Source organism: Pseudoxanthomonas winnipegensis (genome assembly GCF_004283755.1).
Lineage (GTDB): Bacteria > Pseudomonadota > Gammaproteobacteria > Xanthomonadales > Xanthomonadaceae > Pseudoxanthomonas_A > Pseudoxanthomonas_A winnipegensis.
The window spans coordinates 431,084-452,318 of record NZ_SHMH01000003.1 but is presented as its reverse complement, the minus strand read 5'-3'; the positions used below and the strand labels follow the sequence as shown (position 1 = coordinate 452,318).

Annotated in this window: 23 protein-coding genes; 11 read left to right on the top strand and 12 right to left on the bottom strand. The window is 70.1% G+C overall.

The window, feature by feature from the left end:
* Positions 1-319: 319 nt before the first annotated feature.
* Positions 320-832 carry a bactofilin family protein gene (locus EAT51_RS08510; RefSeq protein WP_130519765.1) on the top strand — a complete coding sequence of 171 codons (513 nt, stop codon included), beginning with the start codon at positions 320-322 and terminating at the stop codon, positions 830-832.
* Positions 829-1,212: an FxLYD domain-containing protein gene (locus EAT51_RS08505; protein WP_130519763.1), complete on the top strand. Its 384-nt coding sequence runs from the start codon at positions 829-831 to the stop codon at positions 1,210-1,212. The genes EAT51_RS08510 and EAT51_RS08505 overlap by 4 nt, the downstream gene beginning before the upstream one ends.
* Before the next feature lie 43 nt (positions 1,213-1,255).
* On the opposite strand, the gene EAT51_RS08500 is transcribed toward EAT51_RS08505, so the two are convergent.
* Genes EAT51_RS08500 through EAT51_RS08490 form a run of 3 tightly spaced genes read right to left on the bottom strand, consistent with a single transcriptional unit; the run spans position 1,256 to position 3,620 of the window.
* Positions 1,256-1,513, bottom strand: coding sequence for a DUF6587 family protein (locus EAT51_RS08500; protein ID WP_130519761.1), 258 nt, complete (start codon positions 1,511-1,513; stop codon positions 1,256-1,258).
* Positions 1,513-3,372 carry a ferrous iron transport protein B gene (feoB, locus tag EAT51_RS08495; RefSeq protein WP_130519759.1) on the bottom strand — a complete coding sequence of 620 codons (1,860 nt, stop codon included), beginning with the start codon at positions 3,370-3,372 and terminating at the stop codon, positions 1,513-1,515. The genes EAT51_RS08500 and feoB overlap by 1 nt, the downstream gene beginning before the upstream one ends.
* Positions 3,369-3,620 (bottom strand): FeoA family protein, encoded by a 252-nt coding sequence (locus EAT51_RS08490; RefSeq protein WP_130519757.1) that lies wholly within the window; start codon positions 3,618-3,620, stop codon positions 3,369-3,371. The genes feoB and EAT51_RS08490 overlap by 4 nt, the downstream gene beginning before the upstream one ends.
* Positions 3,621-3,760: 140 nt before the next feature.
* On the opposite strand from EAT51_RS08490, the gene EAT51_RS08485 reads away from it, so the two are divergent.
* The 3 genes from EAT51_RS08485 to yeiP all read left to right on the top strand — a co-directional run bounded on the left by EAT51_RS08485 (position 3,761) and on the right by yeiP (position 5,787).
* Positions 3,761-4,249, top strand: coding sequence for a GNAT family N-acetyltransferase (locus EAT51_RS08485; RefSeq protein WP_130519755.1), 489 nt, complete (start codon positions 3,761-3,763; stop codon positions 4,247-4,249).
* An 81-nt stretch (positions 4,250-4,330) separates the two neighbouring features.
* Positions 4,331-5,101 carry an SDR family NAD(P)-dependent oxidoreductase gene (locus EAT51_RS08480; RefSeq protein ID WP_130519753.1) on the top strand — a complete coding sequence of 257 codons (771 nt, stop codon included), beginning with the start codon at positions 4,331-4,333 and terminating at the stop codon, positions 5,099-5,101.
* Between the two features lie 119 nt (positions 5,102-5,220).
* Positions 5,221-5,787 carry an elongation factor P-like protein YeiP gene (gene yeiP / locus EAT51_RS08475; RefSeq protein ID WP_130519751.1) on the top strand — a complete coding sequence of 189 codons (567 nt, stop codon included), beginning with the start codon at positions 5,221-5,223 and terminating at the stop codon, positions 5,785-5,787.
* Positions 5,788-5,829: 42 nt separating this feature from the next.
* Here the strand turns inward: yeiP and EAT51_RS08470 are convergent, their stop codons facing one another.
* From EAT51_RS08470 to EAT51_RS08460, 3 genes are all read right to left on the bottom strand, one after another.
* The gene (locus tag EAT51_RS08470; protein WP_425478249.1) at positions 5,830-7,695 is read right to left on the bottom strand and encodes a DUF7844 domain-containing protein; all 1,866 of its coding nucleotides are present in this window, start codon (positions 7,693-7,695) and stop codon (positions 5,830-5,832) included.
* Positions 7,692-8,003, bottom strand: coding sequence for a DUF2388 domain-containing protein (locus EAT51_RS08465; RefSeq protein ID WP_130519749.1), 312 nt, complete (start codon positions 8,001-8,003; stop codon positions 7,692-7,694). The genes EAT51_RS08470 and EAT51_RS08465 overlap by 4 nt, the downstream gene beginning before the upstream one ends.
* Positions 8,004-8,098: 95 nt before the next feature.
* Positions 8,099-9,487: an FAD-binding oxidoreductase gene (locus EAT51_RS08460; RefSeq protein WP_130519747.1), complete on the bottom strand. Its 1,389-nt coding sequence runs from the start codon at positions 9,485-9,487 to the stop codon at positions 8,099-8,101.
* Between the two features lie 142 nt (positions 9,488-9,629).
* On the opposite strand from EAT51_RS08460, the gene serA reads away from it, so the two are divergent.
* The gene (gene serA, locus EAT51_RS08455; protein ID WP_130519746.1) at positions 9,630-10,868 is read left to right on the top strand and encodes a phosphoglycerate dehydrogenase; all 1,239 of its coding nucleotides are present in this window, start codon (positions 9,630-9,632) and stop codon (positions 10,866-10,868) included.
* Between the two features lie 218 nt (positions 10,869-11,086).
* Here serA and EAT51_RS08450 read toward each other — a convergent pair whose 3' ends face one another.
* Positions 11,087-11,638, bottom strand: coding sequence for an NUDIX hydrolase (locus tag EAT51_RS08450; protein WP_130519744.1), 552 nt, complete (start codon positions 11,636-11,638; stop codon positions 11,087-11,089).
* Positions 11,639-11,801: 163 nt separating this feature from the next.
* Here EAT51_RS08450 and EAT51_RS08445 point away from each other — a divergent pair, with 163 nt between their 5' ends.
* The 5 genes from EAT51_RS08445 (at position 11,802) to mtnC (ending at position 16,867) form a co-directional block, all read left to right on the top strand.
* Complete coding sequence (locus EAT51_RS08445; RefSeq protein WP_130519742.1) at positions 11,802-13,319, top strand: amino acid permease; 1,518 nt, start codon at positions 11,802-11,804, stop codon at positions 13,317-13,319.
* 86 nt (positions 13,320-13,405) lie between these two features.
* Entirely contained in the window at positions 13,406-14,833 is a 1,428-nt protein-coding gene (locus EAT51_RS08440) for an amino acid permease (RefSeq protein WP_130519740.1), read from the top strand.
* 36 nt (positions 14,834-14,869) lie between these two features.
* Positions 14,870-15,511 carry a methylthioribulose 1-phosphate dehydratase gene (locus EAT51_RS08435; RefSeq protein WP_130519738.1) on the top strand — a complete coding sequence of 214 codons (642 nt, stop codon included), beginning with the start codon at positions 14,870-14,872 and terminating at the stop codon, positions 15,509-15,511.
* 94 nt (positions 15,512-15,605) lie between these two features.
* A complete protein-coding gene (locus EAT51_RS08430) occupies positions 15,606-16,163 on the top strand; it encodes a 1,2-dihydroxy-3-keto-5-methylthiopentene dioxygenase (RefSeq protein ID WP_130519736.1) in 558 nt (185 codons plus the stop codon).
* Positions 16,163-16,867 (top strand): acireductone synthase, encoded by a 705-nt coding sequence (gene mtnC / locus EAT51_RS08425; RefSeq protein WP_130519734.1) that lies wholly within the window; start codon positions 16,163-16,165, stop codon positions 16,865-16,867. Before EAT51_RS08430 ends, mtnC begins: the two co-directional genes overlap by 1 nt.
* Positions 16,868-17,306: 439 nt before the next feature.
* On the opposite strand, the gene EAT51_RS08420 is transcribed toward mtnC, so the two are convergent.
* The 5 genes from EAT51_RS08420 to EAT51_RS08400 all read right to left on the bottom strand — a co-directional run bounded on the left by EAT51_RS08420 (position 17,307) and on the right by EAT51_RS08400 (position 21,233).
* A complete protein-coding gene (locus tag EAT51_RS08420; RefSeq protein WP_130519732.1) occupies positions 17,307-17,816 on the bottom strand; it encodes a hypothetical protein in 510 nt (169 codons plus the stop codon).
* 78 nt (positions 17,817-17,894) lie between these two features.
* Positions 17,895-18,230: a hydroxyisourate hydrolase gene (gene uraH / locus EAT51_RS08415; RefSeq protein ID WP_130519730.1), complete on the bottom strand. Its 336-nt coding sequence runs from the start codon at positions 18,228-18,230 to the stop codon at positions 17,895-17,897.
* Entirely contained in the window at positions 18,227-19,648 is a 1,422-nt protein-coding gene (locus EAT51_RS08410; protein ID WP_130519728.1) for an FAD/NAD(P)-binding protein, read from the bottom strand. The genes uraH and EAT51_RS08410 overlap by 4 nt, the downstream gene beginning before the upstream one ends.
* The gene (hpxZ, locus tag EAT51_RS08405) at positions 19,645-20,043 is read right to left on the bottom strand and encodes an oxalurate catabolism protein HpxZ (RefSeq protein ID WP_130519726.1); all 399 of its coding nucleotides are present in this window, start codon (positions 20,041-20,043) and stop codon (positions 19,645-19,647) included. Before hpxZ ends, EAT51_RS08410 begins: the two co-directional genes overlap by 4 nt.
* Complete coding sequence (locus EAT51_RS08400) at positions 20,040-21,233, bottom strand: pyridoxal-phosphate-dependent aminotransferase family protein (RefSeq protein ID WP_130519803.1); 1,194 nt, start codon at positions 21,231-21,233, stop codon at positions 20,040-20,042. Before EAT51_RS08400 ends, hpxZ begins: the two co-directional genes overlap by 4 nt.
* Between the last annotated feature and the right edge of the window lie 2 nt (positions 21,234-21,235).

The window sequence follows — 21,235 nt, the reverse complement described above, 5'->3', positions numbered from 1 at the left end:
GGAGAAGCGGCCACCGCCCGCCGGACCGCTGCCCTCCCGAAGCCGCACATGCGACCGCCGCAATTCTCCAATCGAGAGAACAACCTGTTCTTGCTACGTCCCAGTGGTCCGAGTCGACCTGGAAGCGCCCCACCCGCAGTTTCCGAATGGCTTGTGAGTCGTTGACGAACCTGCCCCCGCTCCTTGCATTTGCCCCGACAGCCAGGACATGCAACGCTCCGGCACGACCGTCCGACGGGCGGTTTGGTGAGCCCAGTCACAGCGCCTGTGCGGCGCAAGCCGCGATAGTCGCGTTTCCCCCGACAGGAGACCTTGCGACATGTCCATGTGGAAAGATCCGGTGTCCAGCAAGAAGGACGCCCCGCCGGCCCCGGTCATCGAGCCGTCCCCGCCGCCGGTGGCCAGCGCCGAGCCCGTCGCGCCCACCCCGCTGACCAGCGCCCCGAGCCCCGCCTCGGCGCCCACTGCCCAGTCGGCCGGCCGCGAACGCAAGGAATCGCTGATCGCCTCGGACCTGACCATCGAGGGCAAGATCGAGGGCAGCGGCCACGTGCGCATCGCCGGCCGCTTCAAGGGCGACGTCAATGTCCAGGGCGACCTGACCATCGAACACGGCGCCAAGCTGTCCGGCGGCGTCAAGGCCAGCAAGATCACCATCGCCGGCGAGCTGGAAGGCAATATCGAGGCGGCCAAGCACGTCGAACTGCTGGCCTCCGGCGCCCTGACCGGCGACGTCAAGTGCGGCACGATGACCGTGGCTGCCGGCGCCCGCATGCGCGGCCAGGCCGACTTCGGCTGGGACGGCAGCGAGAAGCAGCACGACGCGGCGTGAGCACCCAGCGCCCCGGCACGGCAGGCGCCACCCGCGCCTGCCCGCATTGCAAGGCGACGATCCTGGAGACCGCGGCCGTGTGCCCGTCGTGCAAGCATCACCTGCGCTTCGACGACTCGGCCACCGTGGCCCGGCGCGAGGTGCAGCGCGTGGTGCCGCTGATGGTCCAGGGCACGGTCAACCATCCTGCCGACGCCGCCACGGCCTACGAATACACCGCGGTGATGGTGATCAGCGACGAACAGGGCCGCGAGATCGACCGCCACGTGGTCGGCGTCGGCGCCCTGCGGCCGGGCGAGCAGCGCACCTTCTCGCTGACGGTGGAGATGTTCCCGCACAGCGGCGGCCAGGCGCCGCGCGGGAAGCGCCGCCTGTCCTGAAGGTCCTGCATCCGGCGGCACGCGCGAGGCGTGCGGCCAGGCCTTACTTGCGCGTGGCCGGCTTCTGCGGCCCGCAGCTGCTGCAGCCGCCGCAGGCGGCATCGACCGCCCTGGCCGGCGGCGCCAGCGCCCTGCCCAGCCGCTGCATCCACGGCGGGCGCCCGTCCCGCAGCAGCGGCAGGGCCAGCGCGGTGCGCGCGCGGCGGGTGGCGTTGGGGAACTGCTTGTGCGCCACGACCCAGGCGCTGACCAGCACGGCCAGCGCGATCACCAGGTACTGCAGCGCCAGCGCCGGTGCCATCAGCCCGCCCCCAGCATGACCGCGACCTGGTAGGTCAGCAGCGAGGCGATGTAGGCCAGCGCGAACAGATAACCGGCCGACACCGCCATGCGCTTCCACGAATTGGTCTCGCGCTTGATGGTGGCCAGCGTGGACAGGCACATCGGCGCGTAGATGTACCAGACCAGCAGCGACAGCGCGGTGGCCAGCGACCAGCCGTCGTGAATCAGCGGCGCCAGCGCCTGCGCCTTGGCATCGTCGTCGCCGGCCGACAGCGCATAGACGGTGGCCAGCGAGGACACGGCGACCTCGCGCGCGGCCAGGCCCGGGATCAGCGCAATGCAGATCTGCCAGTTGAAGCCCAATGGGGCGAACACATAGCTCAGCGCATGGCCGATGCGCCCGGCGAAGCTGTAGTCGATCGGCGGCAGCGTGGCATCGGCCGGCGCGCCGGGGAAGGACAGCAGGAACCACAGCAGCACGGTGAGGGCCAGGATGATGCCGCCCACGCGCTTGAGGAAGATCATCGCACGCTCGTACAGGCCCAGGGCCAGATCGCGCAGGTGCGGAATGCGGTAGGACGGCAGCTCCAGCAGCAGCGGGTGCTCGCTCTTGTCGCGGCGCCAGCGCTTCATCACCCAGGCCACCACCAGCGCGCTGACGATGGCCGCCACGTACAGGCCGAACAGCACCAGCCCCTGCAGGTTGAACACGCCGCCGACCTGCCGCTGCGGGATGAAGGCGCCGATCAGCAGCGCGTACACCGGCAGACGCGCCGAGCAGGTCATCAACGGCGCCACCAGGATGGTGGCCAGGCGATCGCGCGGATCCTGGATCGAGCGCGTCGCCATGATCCCGGGGATGGCGCAGGCGAAGGAGGACAGCAAGGGAATGAACGAGCGCCCGGACAGGCCGGCCTTGGACATCAGCCGGTCCAGCAGGAAGGCCGCGCGCGGCAGGTAGCCGGATTCCTCCAGCGCCAGGATGAAGGCGAACAGGATCAGGATCTGCGGCAGGAACACGATCACCCCGCCCAGGCCGGCGATGATGCCGTCGGTGAGCAGGCTGTTGAGCGGTCCTTCCGGCAAGGCGCCGCCGACCCACCCGCCCAGCCAGGCGGTACCGGCATCAATGGTGTCCATCAGCGGCGCGGCCCAGGCATAGACCGCCTGGAAGATCAGGAACATCACCACCGCCAGCGCCAGCAGCCCGAACACCGGATGCAGCAGCCAGCGGTCCAGCGTGTCGTCCACGCGCGCGGTGCGGGTGGGCATGCTCACCGCCAGCGACAGCAGGCGGCGCGTCTCGGCGTGCAGGTCTGCGTCCTCGGGCAGCACGTGGCTGGGCAGCTGCGGCTGGGCGGCCATTCGGTCGATCTGCTCCAGCAGCGCCCGCGCGCCGTTGGACTTGACCGCCACGGTCTCCACCACCGGGATGCCCAGCTCGCGCTGCAGCACGTCCAGGTCGATCTGGATGCCGCGCCGGCGCGCGGCGTCGGCCATGTTGATCGCCAGGATCACCGGCAGGCCCAGGCGGAGCACTTCCAGCACGAAGCGCAGGTTGAGGCGCAGATTGGTCGCATCGACCACGCACACCAGCGCGTCCGGACGCGGCTCGCCGGGCAGGAAGCCGCGGCACAGGTCGCGGGTGATCGCCTCGTCCAGGCTGGCGGCGTTGAGGCTGTAGGCGCCAGGCAGGTCCAGCAGCGCATAGGTCTGGCCGTTGACGCCGGTGAAGCGGCCTTCCTTGCGCTCGACGGTCACGCCGGCGTAGTTGGCCACCTTCTGCCGGCTGCCGGTCAGCAGGTTGAACAGCGCGGTCTTGCCGCAGTTGGGGTTGCCGATCAGCGCCAGGCGCTGCGGCGCGGCGGCCGTGTTCATGCCCCTGCTCCGCGCTCGACGCGCAGGCGCACGCGCGCGGCCTCGGTCCGGCGCAGCGCGAAGCGGGTGAAGCCCACCTGCACCAGCAGCGGATCGGCGCCGATCGGCCCCTGCGCCACGATCTCCACCTGCTCGCCGGCGACGAAGCCCAGCTCGCGCAGACGCCGGGCGATGGTGTCGTTGGGGCCGCGGTCTTCGACCGAATCGACGATGGCCTGGGTGCGCTGGGGCAGATCGGACAACATCACGCGAGCGGGCTCAAATGAAAACAGTTCTCAATAGTACCACCGTGATCAAGACGTGAGGCTGTCTGTCGGGTCACCGGACAGGACGCTGCGGGCCAGCCCGGCGTACGATGCGCACCCCTCACCCAGCGCGTTCACCGCCGATGTCCGCACCGTTCCTGATCCGGCCCATCCAGCCCACCGATGACGCCGCGATGGCGGCGATCATCCGCGCCGTCATGCCGGACTTCGGGGCCTGCGGGCCGGGCTTTGCGATCAACGATCCGGAGGTGGACTGGCTCAGCCGCGCCTATGCGCAGCCGTGCAGCGCCTACTTCGTGGTCGAGGTGGACGGCCAGGTGCTGGGCGGCGGCGGCGTGGCACCGCTGGAGGGCGGCCCGGCCGGGACCTGCGAGCTGCGCAAGATGTACTTCCTGCCCCAGGCGCGCGGGCTGGGCGCCGGCGCGGCGATGATGCGCCAATGCCTGGAAGCCGCGCGTGGCTTCGGCTTCAGCCAGTGCTACATCGAGACCCTGCGCAGCATGGAGGCGGCCATGCGCCTGTACGAAAAGAGCGGTTTCACCCCGCTGCCCGCCCCGCTGGGCGCCACCGGCCACGGCGGCTGCGACCGCTGGTACGCGCTCGCGCTCTGAGCGGCGCTGCCGCGGCGCGCAAGGGCGCGCCGGCGCATGCCATTAGACTTGTCGCCTTTACGCGTTCCGCAGGAGCCTTGCATGCAGCTGTCCGAATCCCGCGCCGTGATCACCGGCGGCGTGTCCGGCCTTGGCCTGGCCACCGCCCAGCGCCTGGTCGCCGCCGGCGGCAAGGTGGTCCTGCTGGACGTCAACGACGAAAAGGGCGAGGCGGCCGTGCAGGCGCTGGGCCGCGCCAACGCGCGCTACCTGCGCACCGATGTCACCGACGAGGGCGTGGTGTCGGCCAGCATCGCCGAGGCGCGCGCCTTCCTGGGCGGGCTGAACGTGGCGGTCAACTGCGCCGGCATCCTCGGCGCCGGCCGCGTACTGGGCAAGGACGGGCCGATGGCGCTGTCCACCTTCCGCAACACGGTGCTGGTCAACCTGGTGGGCAGCTTCAACGTGGCCAAGGCCGCCGCCGAGGCGATGCAGGACGGCGCGCCCGGCGAGGACGGCGAGCGCGGGGTGATCGTCAACACCGCCAGCGTGGCCGCCTACGAAGGCCAGATCGGCCAGGCGGCCTACGCCGCGTCCAAGGCCGGCGTGGTCGGCATGACCCTGCCGATGGCGCGCGAACTGGCGCGCTTCGGCGTGCGCGTGGTGACCATCGCGCCGGGCGTGTTCTGGACGCCGATGGTCGACGGCATGCCCGAGGCGGTGCAGCAGTCGCTGGCCGCGTCCATCCCCTTCCCTTCGCGCCTGGGCCAGCCGGCCGAGTACGCCGACACCGTCGCCTACATCCTGCAGGCGCGCTACCTCAACGGCGAGACCATCCGCCTGGATGGCGCCACGCGCCTGGCCCCGAAGTAAGGCGGGCGTGAGCCAGGCGCGCGCGGAAAGACGCTGCAACGCGCCCACCTTCGCTCACGCCTCGCCGCTCAACGCTCCCGCTCCTCCCACACTCATTTCTTCAATCAGGTCTTCGATCCATGAAAGCTGGTGACATCAAGAAGGGTAACGTCGTCGAATACAACAACGGCGTCTACCAGATCCGCGACATCGAGCGCTCCTCGCCGCAGGGCCGCGGCGGCAACGTGCGCTTCCGTTTCATCATGTACAGCGTGCCGGGCGGCAACAAGCTCGACGCCAGCTTCGATGCCGACGACAACCTGAGCGAGGTCGAACTGCTGCGCCGCCAGGCCACCTTCTCCTACAAGGACGGCGAGGCCTTCGTGTTCCTCGACGACGAGGACTACACCCCCTACACCCTGGACGCGGACGTGCTGGGCGACGACGCCGGCTACATCACCGACGGCCTGACCGGCTGCTATGTGCAGGTGATCGACGAGCAGCCGGTGGCACTGCAGCTGCCGCAGCACGTCACGCTGGAAGTCATCGAGACCCCGCCCGAACTCAAGGGCGGCACCGCGACCAAGCGCCCCAAGCCGGCCAAGCTGTCCACCGGCATCGAGATCATGGTGCCCGAGTACATCACCACCGGCGAGCGCATCCTGATCAACACCACCACCGGCGAGTTCGGCGGTCGGGCGGACTGATCCTCGCCGCGCCGGCGCCCGCGAGCGTGCCGGCGCGACGCCTCAGGGCGCGAGGCCGCGCAGGCTGGGCACGCCAGTGTCGCGCTCGAGCGTGCGCAGACGCTGCCCCAGCGCGGCCAGGTTGGCGTCGGTGCCGTCGATCTGATCGCGCAGCTCCTGCGGCAACAGCAGGCGCGCGTCGTGTTCCAGCGTATCGCGCGCGGCGTGCTGCCGGCCGAGCAAGGCGCTGCCCTTCGCCTGCAGGAAGTCGCGCTCGGCCTGTTGCGGCAGGCCGTAGCCGGGCTGGCCCTGCAGCAGCAGCGCGGGCTGGGCGAACAGCCCCTCGTGCTCCAGGAGGTCGCGCAGGCGGGTGCGACCGGCATCCAGGTCGGCATCGCCGCGCCCGTGCAGGAAGCGGCGCTTGAGCGCATCGCGTGCCAGCAGGTCCTGGCGACGGCGCGCGGCCTGTTCCAGCACCAGCAGTGCGGCGCTGGCGCGCAGGTCCGCGCGTTCGATCCATGGCGCGCGCCGCTGCGGCGGCTGCGACAACCAGTCCTCGACCGACTGCGCGGGCAGCCCCAGGCGCGCGCGGGCGATGTCCAGCATCGCCTGGTATTGCGCGCTGGCCGGTGCGAAGTAATAGCCGGCGCGGCCAGCATGCTCCAGGTCAGCCAGCACCTGGCCATCGGCGATGCGCGCCTGTTCAAGGCGGCGCAACAAGCCGTTGGGCGTGATGCCCGACAGCCGCCCGCCCGCATCCAGCGCGGGCACGCCGTCGCGCAGCAGCTTGTAGGTCTCGAACGCGCAGTTGTTGGAGGCGAAGCGGTAGCCGCCGTCGTAGCTCCAGTGCACCTGCGCGGCACGCCGCAGCAGCGCGGCGATCTGCGCGCGCGACAGCGTCAGCGGCACCGAGCGCAGGCCGCGCAGTTGGCCCTGGGTGTAGTCGTCGATCACCTGCAGCATGGGCAGCAGGTACAGGCGCGAGGGATAGCGCCCGGTCAGGCCGCCCCAGCTCGAGATCTGCACATCGTCGATGAAGGCGCGGAACGAGAGCACGCGCTGGTACTGCAGGTCCAGCCGGCAGTCCGGCCCGCGCGGGCGGCCCGGCGCGCAGATCACCAGGCGCAGCATGCTGTGGCCCCAGCGGCTCATCGGCGCGTCGTTGCCGTCGGCCAGCAGGTAGTCGACGGCGTAGACGCGTTCGGGGTCCAGCGCCAGCAGCGGCGCTGCCGGCCGGTCCTCGAAGAACGCGACACCCGGCGCGCAGTCCCGGCCGGCCTGCGGCATCGAGCCCAGCCGCTGGGCGAAATACGCGTCCAGCAGCGGGCGGCGGCAGGCGTAGTCGGCATCGAGAATCCGATGCTCCAGATTGACCGCCACGTATTCCTGCGGCGAGAACAGCTCGTACGCATCGGGCGTGCGGTCGGTGAACGCGTTGTGGCGCAGGCGCAGCTTCAGGCGCGGCCAGCTGCCGATCTGCCAGCCGGCCAGATCCAACAGGCGCGGGTCGCGCGAGAAGCCGCCGGCCGCGCTGCGATCCAGCAGATGCGCCAGTTCGTGGACCAGGGCGGCGCGCGCCGGCGTACGCGCCGCCTCGTCGCTGGCCCGCATCCAGTCGTACAACAAGCTGCGTGGCAGCAGCACCTGGCCGGCGCCGGTCGCGCGCCCATGCACGGCCGCAGGCAGATCGTCGCGCCACTGCACCGGTACAGTGTCCAGCGCCTGGCGCCAGGCGACCGGCAGGCGCGCCTGCACGTCGTCGAACAAGGCCTGCGATGCCGCCCGCTCGTCGGCATCCAACGCGGCGGTATCCAGCTGCAGATGCAACGCCGCCTGCGCGATCTGCGGCAGGCCGCATCCGAGCAGGCAGATCGCCAGCAGCCGAGAGCCCAGCCACCGCGAACGCGGCGGCCGGTCGGGCGGGTTCACAGGGCCAGGATGGCCTGCGCCAGCTGCAGGTCGGAACGCTGGCGCGCGTCAGCGTCGCGTTCGCGCAGGCTGCGCAGGGCCGCCTCCAGGCGAGCGCCGCGGATCGCGCCGTCGCTGGCCACGAAGCTGGCCGCGTCCACCCGCGCATCGAGCACCAGCTTGTCGTTGTCCGAAGAGCTGTCCGAGGACGCCGAAGACCCGGCGCTGCCCGCGCTCGAGGTGCCGCCGGCGGCACCGGCCGCCGAACTCATCGCCCAGGCCGGCGCGGCCATTCCCAGCAGCAGGCCCACTACGATCCACTGACGCATCGATCCACTCCACGCATTGAACGGGGCGCCGATGGCGCCCGCGACGCGCAAGGCTACCGCAGCCGCGGCCGGGCGCACCACCGCTCCGCAAGCGCTTAGGGATCGAACAGCTTGCCCGGATTCAGCAGGCCCTGCGGGTCGAGCGCCTTGCGGATGCCGCGCATCAGCGCGATCTCGGCCGGTCCGCGCGTGCTGTCCAGGTAGGGCTTCTTGACCAGGCCGATGCCGTGCTCGGCCGAGATGCTGCCGCCATGCGCCTTCAGCGCCTGCGCCAGCAGCTTGGTCACCTGCTCGCAGTCGCGCACGAAGTCCGCCTGCGCCATCTGCTCGGGCTTGAGCACGTTGATGTGCAGGTTGCCGTCGCCGATATGGCCGAACCACACCACCTCGAAATGCGGATAGGCCTGGCCCAGCAGCGCCTGGGTCTGCTCCAGGAAGGCCGGCATCTGCGAGATCCGCACCGACACATCGTTCTTGTACGGCACATAAGGCGCCAGCGACTCGGTGATCCCCTCGCGCAGGCGCCACAGCTGCTGGGCCTGCGCGTCGGACTGGCTGATGACGCCATCGGCGACCCAGCCGGCCTCCATGCAGGCCTCGAACGCGGCCATCGCCGCCGCCTCGCTGTCCTCGTCGCCCACGGCGAACTCGGTCACCACGTAGTACGGATAGACCTCGTCGAACGGCTTGACCGCGCCATGCGCCAGCACGTGCCTGAGCGCGATGTCGGTGAAGAACTCGAAGGCCTCCAGCCGCAGCCGCTCGCGGAACGCGGCGAACACCTCCATCAGCCCCTCGAAGCTGGTCAGCGCCAGCAGCATCACATTGGTCGGCGGCGGCGGATCGGCCAGGCGCAGCGTTGCCTCGACCACGATGCCCAGCGTGCCCTCCGAACCGATCATCAGCTGGCGCAGGTCGTAGCCGGAGGAGTTCTTGACCAGCGCGCGGTTGAGATCGAGCAGCTCGCCCTGCGCGGTGACCACCTTCAGCCCGGCGATCCATTCGCGCGTGTTGCCGTAGCGGATCACGCGGATGCCGCCGGCGTTGGTGGCGATGTTGCCGCCGATCGAGCACGAACCGCGCGCGGCGAAGTCCACCGGATACTCCAGCCCATGCTCGCGCGCGGCGTTGTGCACGGCCTCCAGCGGCATGCCGGCCTGCACGGTCAGGGTGCGGTCGACGCGGTCGAAGGCCAGCGCCTTGTTCATGCGCTCAAGGCTCAGGACCAGCTCGCCATCGGCCGCCACCGCGCCGCCGGACAGGCCGGTGCGGCCGCCGGAGGGCACCACCCTGACCTGGCGCTGCGCGGCCCAGTGCATCACCGCCTGCACTTCCTCGACGCTGCCCGGCAGGGCGATGGCCAAGGGATTGGGCGTCCAGCGCCGGGTCCAGTCGCGGCCGTAGTGTTCCAGGTCGCCGGCGTCGGTCTTCAGGCGCAGGTCGGGCACCGCCGCGCGCAGCGAATCAAGCAGGGAATCGGTCATGACGGTTGCGCGCGAAACGGCTTGTTTTCAAGGGTGCGCCAGCGTGCCAGCCCTGCAACGCCACGTCCAGATGGCGCGACGGCGTGGCCCGGGCGCAATCTGGCATAGTGGCGCCCCGCTTCGCTCCCCACCCGCTCCCCCCATGTCGAAGAAGACCTCGTTCCCGAAGGAAGACATCCGCGTATTGCTGCTGGAGGGCGTCAGCCAGACCGCGGTGGAGACCTTCAAGGCGGCCGGCTACAGCCAGATCGAGCTCCATTCCAAGTCGCTGCCCGAGGACGAGCTGAAGGCCCGCATCGCCGAGGCCCACATCATCGGCATCCGCTCGCGCACGCAGCTGACCGCCGAGGTGCTCGGCCACGCGCGGCGACTGATCGCGGTGGGCTGCTTCTGCATCGGCACCAATCAGGTCGACGTGGAGGCGGCCGAGCTGGCCGGCATCCCGGTGTTCAACGCGCCCTACTCCAACACCCGCAGCGTGGCCGAGCTGGTGATCGCCCAGGCGATCATGCTGATGCGCGGCATCCCGCAGAAGTCGGCCGAATGCCATCGCGGCGGCTGGTCCAAGTCGGCCGCGGGCAGCCACGAGGTGCGCGGCAAGACCCTGGGCATCGTCGGCTACGGCCATATCGGCACCCAGGTCGGCGTGCTGGCCGAGGCGATGGGCATGAAGGTCATCTTCCACGACATCGAGACCAAGCTCTCGCTGGGCAACGCCGCCCCGGCGCTGAGCCTGGAGGACCTGCTGGAGCGCGCCGACGTGGTGACGCTGCACGTGCCTGAAACGCCGGCCACCAAGGACATGTTCGGCCCGGCGCAGATCGCCGGCATGAAGCGCGGCGCGCACCTGATCAACGCCTCGCGCGGCACGGTGGTGGACATCGATGCGCTGGCCGAGGCGCTGCGCGCCGGCCAGGTCGGCGGCGCGGCGGTGGACGTGTTCCCGGTCGAGCCCAAGGGCAATGGCGATGCCTTCGTCTCGCCGCTGGCCGGCCTGGACCAGGTGATCCTGACCCCGCACGTGGGTGGCAGCACGCTGGAGGCGCAGGACAACATCGGCGTCGAGGTGGCCGCCAAGCTGGTGCGCTACAGCGACAACGGCAGCACCCTGTCGGCGGTGAACTTCCCCGAGGTTACCCTGCCCGGCCACGAAGGCAGCCGCCGCATCCTGCACATCCACCGCAACGTGCCGGGCGTGCTGTCGCAGATCAACGACGTGTTCCGCAACCAGGGCGTCAACATCGACGGCCAGTTCCTGCGCACCGACCCGCAGGTCGGCTATGTGGTGATCGATGTCACTGCCTCGGAGGAACAGGCGGCGGTGCTGAAGGACGCGATGGCCGCGATCGAGGGCACGCTGCGGGTGCGGGTGCTGTACTGATCCTCGACGAAACCTGATGTGTGGGAGCCGCCATTGGTCAAAAAGGCCACAAGGGCGGCTTCCACCTGTAGAGCGGAGCTTGCTCCGCTGCTCTTCGTTCGGTTCGTGGGGGAAGGCCCCAGCGGAGTCCCCAAAAGGGGATTGCCACAAGCTCCGCTCTACAAGGAGACCGCGGCCTGATCCGGGAGACAGTGGCTCCCACAAAAATCAAGGCGCGGTCAGGTGGCGGCTGAGGCCAGCCACTTGCGCGCCATGCGGCTGAGCGAAGGGTCCGGATCGGCGGCGACCTCGGCGATTGGCCGCCAGGCCAGGGCCAGGGATTCCTCGTTGCCGATCAAGGCCTCGCTGCCCAGGGCGCGCACCACGTAGCGCACATCGAAGTGCCAGTGCCCCGGCACCTCGCCACGCTCGGGGATCCAGTGACGATCCAGATCGAAGATCGCCGCCGCGTCCACGACCAGGTCGGTCAGGCCGGTCTCCTGCTGCGCCTCCTTCAGCGCGACCGTCGGCAGCGCCTCGTCGCCGTCGGCGTGGCCGCCGGGCTGCAGCCAGCGCCGCAGCTTGGCGTGGTGCATCAGCGCCGCGCGCGTGCCGTCGCCGCTGACCAGCCAGGCCGAGGCCGTGAAATGGGACTCCAGCCGCGCTCGTACGAACGCGTCCGGGTGCGAGAGCAGCGCCAGGAAGTTGGCGACCGCCTCGTGTTCAGCCGGCCAGCGTGCCTGGTAGGCCTGAAGTTGCGCCGTCAGCGCGGCGCGGGAATCGTCGGACATAGGACCTCGCCCCATGCCCAGGCCGGCGGCCCGTCGGGCCGCAGCAAGGGCACAAGGTAACTTGTGCAACGGACAGTATGACGGGTAAGGTTCGGCGATCCCATCCGCGCGCCAAGGGGGCAGCGGATCCCTTTCGCCTTTACCGACCCTGGGGAATTCCGCGATGCTGTTCTGGCGCGTCAAGCCGCTCGACAAGATTCTTGAAACCGCCGAGAAGAAAGCGCTGACGCGCCAGCTCGGTGCCTTCCAGCTGACCATGCTGGGCATCGGCGCGGTGATCGGTACCGGCATCTTCGTGCTGACCGCCGAAGCGGGCCAGAAGGCCGGCCCGGGCATGATGATCGCCTTCGTGATCGCCGCGGTGGTCTGCGGCCTGGCCGCGCTGGCCTATTCCGAACTGGCCTCGATGGTGCCGGTCTCCGGCTCGGCCTACACCTACACCTACGGCGTGCTGGGCGAGCTGATCGCCTGGATCGTGGGCTGGGCGCTGGGCCTGGAATACGGCATCGGCGCGGCGGTGGTGACCGTGGGCTGGTCGGGCTACATGAACGGCCTGCTCGCCAACACGACCCTGTTCGGCCTGGTACAGCCCGGCGCGCTGGCGTTGCCGCCCGCGCTGCAGACCGGCCTGTTCGCCGGCGGCAGCTTCAACATCCTGGCCTTCGGCATCGCGCTGCTGGTGACCTGGCTGCTGGTGATCGGCACCTCCAAGAGCGCCAAGGTCAACTCGGTGCTGGTGGCGATCAAGATCATCGCACTGACCTTGTTCATCGTCATGGCGCTGCCGGTGGCGACCTCGCACACCGCCAACTTCACCCCGTTCCTGCCCGGTGGCTGGGGCAGCCCGCTGGGCGGCATCGGTGTGCTCGGCGCGGCCGCGTCGATCTTCTTCGCCTACGTGGGCTTCGATGCGATCTCCACCGCGGCCGAGGAGACCAAGAACCCCAACCGCAACATCCCCATCGGACTGATCGCCTCGCTGGCGGTGTGCACCATCTTCTATCTGCTGGTGGGCTATGCCGCGGTCGGCGCGGTCGGCGCGCAGCCGATCATGGGCCCCGACGGCGTGCCGCTGGAGCCCGGCAGCCAGGCCTTCGCCGCGGCCTGCAAGGGCTCCGAGGCGCTGGTCTGCAGCCATGAGCCGCTGGCCCACGTGCTGCGCCTGATCGGCTGGCCGAACCTGGGCAACTGGATCGGCGTGGCCGCCATCCTGGCGCTGCCGTCGGTGATCCTGATGATGATGTTCGGCCAGACCCGCATCTTCTTCACCATGTCGCGCGATGGCCTGCTGCCCGAGCGTCTTTCGCGCGTGCATCCGCGCTTCCACACCCCGCACGTGATCACCCTGGCCACCGGCCTGGTGGTGGCCTTCTGCGGCGCGCTGTTCCCGGTGGGCAAGCTGGCCGACACCTCCAACTCCGGCACCCTGCTGGCCTTCGCCATGGTGTCCATCGGCGTGCTGGTGCTGCGCAAGCAGCAGCCCGACCGTCCGCGCCCGTTCCGCACGCCGTTCGCCTGGGTCGTGTGCCCGCTGGCGGTGGCCGGCTGTCTGCTGCTGTTCGTCAACCTGAGCATGGTCGCCAAGGGCGTGTTCGCCGGCTGGGCGGTGCTGGGCCTGATCATCTACACGCTCTACAGCCGCAAGCGCAGCCATCTGGCGCCGGGCAACGAGCAGCACTAAGCAGATCGCGCCGCTTCGTACGACGCACCCCGACAACGGCCGCTAGACGGCCGTTGTTTCTTCCACTGACCGCACCGGATCCTTCCATGAAGCAGCTGCTCCGCATCAAACATCCCGGCCAGCTCACCCAGGATGCGCAGGACCTGCAGCTGCATCGCACGCTGGGACCTTGGGGCCTGACCGCGCTGGGCATCGGCGCGGTCATCGGCGGCGGCATCTTCGTCATCACCGGCCAGGCCGCCGCGCAGCATGCGGGGCCGGCGATCATGCTGTCCTTCGTGCTGGCCGCGTTGTGCTGCACCTTCTGCGCGCTGGCCTATGCCGAGTTCGCCGCGATGGTGCCGGTGTCCGGCTCGGCCTATACCTATACCTACGCCACGCTGGGCGAGGCGGCGGCCTGGTTCATCGGCTGGATGCTGGTGCTCGAGTACGGCGTGTCGGCCTCGGCCGTGGCGGTGAGCTGGACCGGCTATTTCCTCAGCCTGCTCGACCAGTTCGGCATCCACCTGCCGGCGGCGCTGGTCAGCGCGCCGCTGGACGGCAAGCTGCAGCCCACTGGCGCCATCGCCAACCTGCCGGCCGCGGCCATCGTGCTGCTGCTGACCTGGCTGTGCTATGTCGGCATCCGCAAGTCCTCGGCCATGAACATGGCCATGGTGGTGCTGAAGACCTGTCTGATCCTGCTGGTCATCTTCGCCGGCTGGAAGTACGTGGATCCGGCCAACTGGCATCCCTTCATCCCCGAGGCGCAGGGCCCAGGCAAGTTCGGCTGGGACGGCGTGGTGCGCGGGGCGGCGATCGTGTTCTTCGCCTATATCGGTTTCGAGGCGGTGTCGGTGGCCGCGCAGGAATCGACCAAGCCGCAGCGCGACCTGCCGGTGGGCATGCTCGCCTCGCTGGTGATCTGCACCGTGCTCTACATCGCCATGGCCGCGGTCATGACCGGCCTGGTGCCCTATTCCATGCTCGGCACCGACGAGCCGGTGGTCACCGCCGTGGCCGCGCATCCCGAGCTGGGCTGGCTGCGCCTGGTGGTGGAGATCGGCGCGCTGATCGGCCTGTCCTCGGTGGTGCTGGTGATGATCATCGGCCAGCCGCGCATCTTCATGATCATGGCCCGCGACGGCCTGCTGCCGACGGTGTTCACCCGCATCCATCCCAAGTACCGCACCCCGCACATCAACACGGTGATCACCGGCATCGGCATCGCGGTACTGGCGGCGGTGTTCCCGCTGGACGTGCTCGGCGAGCTGACCTCGATGGGCACGCTGATCGCCTTCGCCTCGGTCTGCGCCGGCGTGCTGATCCTGCGCCGCACCCAGCCCCAGCTGCCGCGCCCGTTCCGCATCCCCTTCGCCTGGGCGATCTGCCTGGCCGGCATCGGCAGCTGCCTGCTGCTGCTGTCGACCATGACCGCGCACAACTGGATGCTGATGGTGATCTGGACGGTGATCGGCTTCGTCATCTACGCCGCCTACGGTTACCGCCACAGCCGGCTGCGCGGCCAGGGCTGACGTCGATCGGTCAAGCCGGCGCGGTAAAATGGCGGCATGAACAGCCTCCCCTTCGATGCCGCGCGCCTGGCCGTGCTGGCCGACGACATCACCCACAACGTGGCCGAGCTGGCGCGCCTGGGCTGGACCCCGGCTACCAGCAGCAACTTCTCCGAGCGCCTGGACGATCGCCATGCCGCGATCACCGTCTCCGGCGCGGACAAGAGCCGCATGGGCCGCGAGCACATCATGGTCGTGGACTTCGACGGCCGGCCGGTGGCCACCGACAAGCGTCCCTCGGCCGAGACCCTGCTGCACACCCAGCTCTACCGGCGCTTCCCGGAGGTGGGCTGCGTGCTGCACACCCACTCGCTGGTGCAGACCATCGCCTCGCGCCTGTACGCCGGTGCCGGCCATATCCGCCTGGAAGGCTACGAGCTGCTCAAGGCCTTCCACGGCAACAGCACCCACGAGATGGCCATCGACGTGCCGGTGCTGCCCAACACCCAGGACATGACCGTGCTGGCCACGCAGGTGGACGCGCTGCTGGACCAGGGCCCGCTGTGGGGCTATCTGATCGACGGCCACGGCCTGTACGCCTGGGGCCGCACCATGGCCGAAGCGCGCCGCCACCTGGAGGCCTTCGAGTTCCTGTTCCACTGCGAGCTGGAGCTGCGCAAACTCGGCGCGCGCGGCTGAATCGCACTGCAGCGTTGCATGGCGGCGACGCCGCCCTGCGCCGCCGCTGCTACCCTTTTCCGCCCGGCCTTCGCCCCCCTGCCAGGAGCCCGCCATGAGCCGTCTTCGCATCTTCGACCACGCCGATCCGTCCACGCCGCTGTTCGCCAGCTACGACCCGGATTTCATCGCCACCGAGCTCGAGAAGATCGGGGTGCTGTTCGAGCGCTGGCAGGCCTCCAAGCCGATCGAGCCCGGCGCCTCGCCCGAGGCGGTGATGGACGCCTATCGCGCCGACATCGACCGCCTGGTCGCCGAGCGCGGCTTCAAGTCGGTGGACGTGGTCAGCATCGCGCCCGATCATCCGGCGCGCGCCGAGATGCGCACCAAGTTCCTGGACGAGCACTTCCACAAAGAGGACGAGGTGCGCTTCTTCGTCGCCGGCTCGGGATTGTTCACCCTGCACGTGGACGACAAGGTCTACGAGATCGAGTGCGTCAAGGACGACCTGATCGCCGTGCCGGACGGGACCAAGCACTGGTTCGACATGGGCGAGTCGCCCAGCTTCGTGGCGATCCGCTTCTTCACCGAGCCGGACGGCTGGGTCGGCCACTTCACCGGCGAGACCATCGCCGCCAGCTTCCCGCGCTACACCCCGGAGCGGGCTTCCTGATGGGCGTTGTGCAGGCGGTGCTCACCGATATCGAAGGCACGACCAGCAGCATTTCCTTCGTCAAGGACGTGCTGTTTCCTTATGCGCGGCGTGCGCTACCCGGCTTCGTCGCCGCCCACGGCGACGACCCGGACGTGCGCCGCTGGCTGGATGCGGTCAGCGCGGATGCGCCGCAGGCGCAGGACGATGCCGCGCGCGTGGCGGTGCTGCAGGACTGGATCGACACCGACCGCAAGCACACCGCGCTCAAGGCGCTGCAGGGCATGGTGTGGGAGGCTGGCTACCGCGATGCGGACTTCACCGCGCACATGTATCCGGACGCGGCCCAGGCCCTGCAGGACTGGTATGGCGAGGGCCTGGCGCTGTACGTGTATTCGTCCGGCTCGGTGCCGGCGCAGAAGCTGTTCTTCGGCCATAGCGATGCCGGCGACCTGACGCCGCTGGTGTCGGGCTGGTTCGATACCGAGATCGGCGGCAAGCGCGAGCGCGACAGCTATGCGCGCATCGTCGAGCGCATCGGCGTGGCGCCGCGCGAGGTGCTGTTCCTGTCCGACGTGGTGGCCGAGCTGGACGCCGCGCGCGAGGCCGGCCTGCAGACCGTGCTGCTGGACCGGCTGGAGGACTATCCGACCCCGCGCGATGCGGCCGCCTGCAACGGGCATCCGCGGGTAACCTCGTTCGCGCAGATCGAGCCGGCGGCCTGAGCGGGCCCCTCGCTTTTCAAGAACGATTCGCATTTCGCCATCGCTTTTACGCGCTGGCTAGACTTCCGTCCACGCCGTCAGCCCGCTCCCGCCAGCGACGACGTGCACCGGTCACCGCCCGCCCGCTTTCGCCAGCCAGCCGACCGTTTCAGGACGCCCCGTTTGGGGCGTTTGGTGTTTTTGGGATTCGGGATTCGGGATTCGGGATTCGGGATTCGGGATTCGGGATTCGGGATTCGGGATTCGGGAATCGGGAATCGGGATTGGAGCGGAGGGGGGGGGCTCTTCGCTGCGGGGATTGGACGCGGAATCGTGGGTTGCTGAAGACCGCGGCAATCCTCCTACCGTCGTTCCCGCGAACGCGGGAACCCAGCGCCTTTTGGCGCTTTGTGCGAGAGTCACTGGATTCCCGCGTTCGCGGGAATGACGTGTTCGGGGCTTAGTCGCCTTTTGTGCCGTGCGCTGACGTTGCGCGCTCGGCGTACCAGCGCGCGATGACCTCGCGCTCCTGCGGCGTCATCTGCGTGGTGTTGCGCATCGGCATGGCCTGCAGTTGGACCACCTGAAGCTGGATGGCGGCGGCGTTGCGCTCGACATCGCCCATGTCGTCCAGGCTCAGGCCGTAGGCGGCCCAGGGCATGATCGTGGCGTGGTCGGAATGGCAGGCCTGGCAGCGGGTCTGCACGATGCTCCACACCGCCTGCTCCTGCGGCGACAGCGGACGGGCCATGGCCTGCGCTCGCTCGGCCTTGTCCTGCGCGGCGCGCGAGGCCAGCGTCAGGCCCAGCGAAGCGGCCAGCACCAGCAGCGCGGCGATCAGCGGCAGGCCCCAGGTGCGGCGGCCGCGCCGCCAGCGCAGACCGAACCAGACCAGCAGCGCCGCGGCCAGCAGCCCCGTGGCCGAGACCATCCAGGCGATCAGCGGGGAGACTTCGTGCAGGCTGGGCATGCGTGGACCGGAAGCGAACGGGCAAAGCGCCGTGCGCAACGCCGGACGCGGGCGGTCAGTGTAGCCGCGTCGCGCCGCTCAGCTGCCGCGATAGGTCGAATAGCCGAACGGCGAGACCAGCAGCGGCACGTGGTAATGCCCCTGCCCCGCGATGCCGAAATCCAGCGGAATCGCGTCCAGGAACGGCGGCTCCGGCAGCGCCACACCGGCCGCGCGGAAGTACGCCGCGACCGCGAACACCAGCCGATAGCGCCCGGCTTCCAGCGCTTGTTCGCGCAGCGTCGGGCAGCGCCCGTCGGCATCGGTGACGCCCTGCCAGCGCAGCGCGCCGTCGGCGTCGAACAGCTGCACCGCCACGCCCGTGGCCGGGCCGCCGCGGCTGGTGTCCAGCACGTGGGTGGAGAGCGTGGTCATGCGGCGGACTCCTGCGGCAGCGGCCACTGGCCGGTGAATTCCTCCTCGTCGAAGGCCAGGAAGTCGCGCACCACCGCGGCGCGGTCATCGACGAAGAGCTGATTGGCCACCGCCTGCGCCAGGCGCGGCAGCGCGTACTTCAGGCCCGACAGTGCGGCGGCCGACAGCCCCAGGTTGATCAGCGCCGAGTAGTTGAACGCAAACAGGCCGTGCAGCCTGGCCGCGTCCTCGCCCGTGCGCGGCTGCAGTTCGAAGCCCGGGCCCAGGTAGGGATGTGCGTCCAGCAGCGGGTTGGCGGCGCCGGCCGGCGGCACGTAGCGATCGCGCCAGCGCGCGATGGCCGGTGCCAGCGCGGCCAGTTCGGGGCGCAGGTCCGGATCGGTCACCAGGCCGGTGGCGATGGCGAGGAAATCGAAGGCCTGCGCGCCCTGCGGCGTGGTCACCACCGCCTGGCCATCGCGCTCGGCCACCGACAGCCACGGCGCGCCCAGATGCAGGTGGAAGCCCGGCATGGCCACCGCGCGGGCGAAGGTGTCGTTGGTTGGCGGCTGGTTGCGGGCGAAGAAGCTGGCCATCAGCGCGTACTTGTCGGCATCGGGCAGCGCCGGAAAGCGCGCGATGATGCCGGCCTGCTCCATGTGCCGGATCGGATTGACCCGCGGCAGCTGCGCGCGACGCACGAACACATGCGCCTCGCGCACCCCGCGCTGCAGCGCGTACTGCGCGTTGTCGAACGCCGACGCGCCGCCGCCGAGGATGGCGATGCACTTGCCGGCCAGCGCGGCGTAGTCCAGCGGCCCGGAGGTGTGCGCATAGCGCGTGGGCGGCAGGTGGTCGGAGACGAACTTGGGCACCACCCACTGGCCGCCGCCCTGGATGCCGGTGGCCAGGATCACCTTGCGCGCCAGCAGGGTGCCGCCGTCGTGCAGGTGCAGGCGATGCAGGCCCTGCTCCGGCAGAGGTTCGAGTTGGACCAGGCGCGTGTCGTTGCGCACCGGCAGGCGCAGCACGCCGCGGTACCAGCGCAGGTAGGCCATCCAGTCCTCGCGCGGGATCTTGTCCAGCGCCTCCCAGCCTGCCGCGCCGTGCTGGGCCTCCCACCAGGCGCGGAAGGTCAGCGAGGGGAGCCCCAAGTCGATCGAGGTGATCTGCTTGGGCGTGCGCAGCGTGACCATGCGCGCATAGCTGAGCCAGGGGCCCTCGCGCCCTTCCGGGCATTCGTCGACCACCAGCAGGTTGGAGACCCGCTCGCGCAGCAGCGCGAAGGCCGCGCCCAGCCCGCTCTGCCCGCCGCCGACGATCACCACATCGAACACATGGCCCTGGTCGTGCGTGCGCGGCCGCGTCCAGTCCGGCTTGCCGTGGTCCAAGCAGGCCAGGTCGTGGGCCACGCGGGTTTCCAGATCGGCCAGGCTCACGCGTGCGTGCCCTCCAGCGAGACATGCGCCGCGACGACCTTCCAGCCGTCGGCGAAGCGCACCCAGCTCTGGCTCTGGCGGCCGCGCCGGGCGGCGCCTTCGCGGTAGAACTCCGCATTGGCCGTGGCGAAGTCGGCGCCGAAGGTGGCGATCTCCACCCGCCCCAGCCGGCGCTGCGGCGAGCCGCCGCGGCCGATGCGGAACGCGCGGATCTCCTCGATGCCGTACAGCACCTCGCCCACGCCGTAGCGCACCGTGCTGGGCGCGGCATGGAACAGGCGATCGAGCGTGGCGATGTCGTCGGTCATCAGCGCCCGTTCGTAGGCCTCGAAGGCCGCGCGCACCTCGGCCACCACGGCCGGGTCGTTGAGCGTCGGCTCGCCGCCTGCGCTCATGCGGCCACTTCCGCATTCCACGCGGCCAGCGCGGCGTCGATGGCGGCGCCGGGCGTGCAGGCGAAGCCCTGCAGGCGCAGCACGGTCTCCAGCGCGCCCAGCGTGATCAGCACCTTGTGCTTGGCCGCGTTGTAGCCCATCGCGCCGATGCGCCAGACCTTGCCCTGCAGCGGGCCGAAGGCGGTGCCGATCTCGATCTCGAAGTCCTCGCGCATGGCGCGGCGCACCGCCTCGCCATCGACGCCGGCGGGGATCACCAGGCCGGTGACGTTGCTCATGCGGTGGGCGTCATCACCGAACACCCCCAGCCCCAGCGCGCGCGCGCCGGCGGTCACGGCGCGGCCGGCGGCGCGATGGCGCGCGTAGCGCCGCGCCAGGCCTTCCTGCAGCGCGATGCGCGCGCATTCGCGGGCGCCGTAGAGCATGGTGGTGGCTTCGGTGTGGTGGTTCAGGCGCTTGTCCGACCAGTAGTCCATGACCATGGCCAGGTCGAAGTAGTTGGAACCGATGCGCGGGCCGTCGCCATCGTCGATGTCCTCGCGCGCGATGCCGCGCTCGACATGGCGGCGGGCGAAGATGCGCTCGGCCGCCGCCTCGGAGACGGTGATCGGCGCCGAACCCGACGGCCCGCCCAGGCACTTCTGCAGCCCGCCGGTGACGATGTCCACCTGCCAGCGGTCGGCGGCCAGTTCCATGCCGCCGATGGTGGCCGTGGCATCCACGTACGACAGCGCGCCGTAGCGCCGGCACAGCGCGCCGAAGCCTTCCAGCGGCTGCGCCATGGTGGTGGAGGTGTCGCCGTGGATGGTCGCCACCAGCGTCGGGCGCACGCGCTTGAGCGCGTCCTCGATGGCGTCCAGCGGCACCACCTGGCCCCACGGGGCCTCGACGGTCTCGATCCTGGCGCCGATGCGGCCGAGGATCTCGGTCAGCAGCAGGCCGAAGCGGCCGAAGTTGACCACCAGCACCGTCTCGCCCGGCGCCACCAGCGACACCAGCGCGGCCTCGATGCCGGCGCGCGCGGTGCCGTCGACCAGGAAGGTCCACCGGTTATCGGTGCCGAAGATCGGGCGATAAAGCGCCATGACCTCGTTCATGTAGGCGGTCATTTCGGGGTCGAACTGCCCCAGCAGGTCGGCCGACATGGCGCGCAGCACGCGCGGATGCGCATTGACCGGGCCCGGGCCCATCA